This window comes from Streptomyces sp. 130 (assembly GCF_007096885.1).
GTDB lineage: Bacteria > Actinomycetota > Actinomycetes > Streptomycetales > Streptomycetaceae > Streptomyces.
In genome coordinates this window covers 1-2,367 of record NZ_VJNO01000089.1, presented here as the reverse complement: position 1 = coordinate 2,367, position 2,367 = coordinate 1, and the positions used below count along the sequence as shown (strand labels likewise).

The 2,367-nt window shown below is 73.7% G+C and carries 1 protein-coding gene; it reads left to right on the top strand.

Going from position 1 to position 2,367, the window contains the following annotated elements; all coding sequences use genetic code 11:
- The coding region (locus FKN01_RS32060) for an amino acid adenylation domain-containing protein (protein ID WP_143626161.1) at positions 1-2,367 on the top strand (2,367 nt) is incomplete at both ends.

Below are 2,367 nucleotides of genomic sequence, written 5' to 3'. Positions count from 1 at the left end.
GGGTGGAGCCTGGCCCGGGTCCTCTCCCTCGTCCTGGACCACCACACCGCGCACCAGCACGGCACCCCGCCCCCCACGGCGGCCGACCGCGGCCTCGCCGACCACGTCAGGTGGCTGGCCGGCCGTGACCTGCCGGAAGCCGAGAAGTACTGGCGCTCCGTCCTCGCGGGCTACGACACGCCCGTCGAGCTGCCGGCCGACCGCCTGGTCGAACGCTCCCAGGACAGCCGGTCCTCGGCCCGCATGACCGTACCCCTGACCCCGGAGGTCTCCGCCGAGCTGCAGGCGTTCGCGCGCCGCAACCGGCTGACCGTCAACGCGGTGGTGCAGGGTGTCTGGGCGCTCATGCTCGCCGGGCGCAGCGGCCGGGAGGACGTGGTCTTCGGCGCGACGACGTCCGGGCGGCCCACCGACCTGCCCGGAGCCGAGGACATGATCGGCCTGTTCATCAACTCCCTGCCGGTACGCGTCCGCCTCGACCCGGACCGCCCCGTCATCGACTGGCTGCGCGCCCTGCAGGAAGAGCAGGTCCGGGCCCGCCGCTACGACTACCTGCCCCTCACCCGCGTACAGGCGCTCAGCGACCTCGACCCCGAGCAGCGGCTGTTCGACAGCCTCGTCGTCTTCGAGAACTACCCGGTCGACACCGACGCGGCCGCCGCCCAAGGACTGGCCGTCAGCGGCATCAGCGCCGTCGAGGCCACCAACTACCCCCTCAACCTGGTGGCGTACGACGGCGCCCGGATCGACCTCGTCCTCGCCTACGACCCGGACACCTTCGCCGAGGACACCGTGCGGGCACTCTGCGACGACCTGCTCCTCCAGGCCACCGCCGTCGTCCGCGCCGCCCCCGGGGACACCCTCGGCCACCTCGCCCTGGTCACCCCCGACGAGCACCACCGCCTCCTGGACGACTGGGGCAGCGGCCCGGACACGGCGGGGGAGCACCGGACCCTCTCCGGCATCCTCCGCGCCCAGCTCGCCCGCACCCCGGACGCGCGTGCGGCGGTCTGTGGCGACGACAGCGTCACCTACGCCGAACTGCACGGCGCGGCCGCCCGCCTCGCCCACCACCTCGCCGCCACCGGCGTCCGCCCCGGCGACCGGGTGGGCGTCGCCCTGCAACAGGGCATCCCATGGCTCACCGCGATGCTCGCGGTGACGCACTCCGGCGCCGTCTACGTACCGCTCGACCCGCGCTACCCGGCCGACCGCCTGGAACACATGATCACCGACTCCGGGGTGACGGTGATCCTGACCGAGACCCGGTTCCTCGACACGCTCCCCGCGCACCACGAGGCCCGGACCGAGACGGTGGACACCCTCGGCGCCGTACTCGAGGCCCTGCCCACCGACCTGCCGGACATCCCCGAGGACCCGCACCGGCCCGCGTACATCATCTACACCTCGGGCTCGACCGGACTGCCCAAGGGCGTCCTCGTGCCGCACACCGGCCTGAGCGGGCTGCTCACCGTGCCCGCCGACAACTTCGGCGTCCGCCAGGGCGACCGCGTCCTGCAATTCGCCTCACCCAGCTTCGACGCCTCCGTCCTCGAAGTGGTGTCGGCCCTCGGCCTGGGAGGCACCCTCGTCATCTCGCGCCCCGGCCCCCTGTCCGCCGAGGAACTGACCGACCTGCTGGAACACCACGAGGTCAACCACGCCCTCATCCTGCCCGCCATGCTGGCCACCCTGCCCCCGCGCGAACTGCCGCACCTGCGCACCCTGCTCGTCGGAGCCGAACCCGTGCAGGCCGACCTCGTGGCCCGCTGGGGCCACGGCAGGCGCATGGTCAACGGCTACGGCCCCACCGAGGCCACCATCGGCACGACCTTCAGCGGTGCGCTGTCGCCCGAGCGGCCCGGCGACCCGCCGATCGGCCGCCCGTACGCCGGGGTGCGCGCCTACGTCCTCGACGGCTGGCTGCGCCCAGTGGCGCCCGGCACCGTGGGCGAGCTCTACATCGGCGGCGAGGGCGTCGCGCTCGGCTACCTCAATCGCCCCGCCGAGACCGCGTCCCGCTTCCTGGCCGACCCCTTCGGCGCCCCCGGCAGCCGCATGTACCGCTCGGGAGACCTGGTGCGCTGGGCCCGCGACGGACAGCTGGTCTTCGTCGGACGCGCCGACACCCAGATCAAGGTCCGCGGCCACCGCGTCGAACTCGGCGAGGTCGAGACGGCTCTCGCCGGACACCCCGCCGTCGGCCAGGCCGCCGTGCTCCTGACCGACGCCGGCCCGGGTTCGGGCAGGCGGCTGGTGGCGTATGTGGTGCCCCGGCCGGGTGCGGAGTCGGTGGATGTGGGGGTGCTGCGCCGGTTCGTTTCGGGTGTGGTGCCGGAGTACATGGTGCCGTCGGTGTTCGTGGTG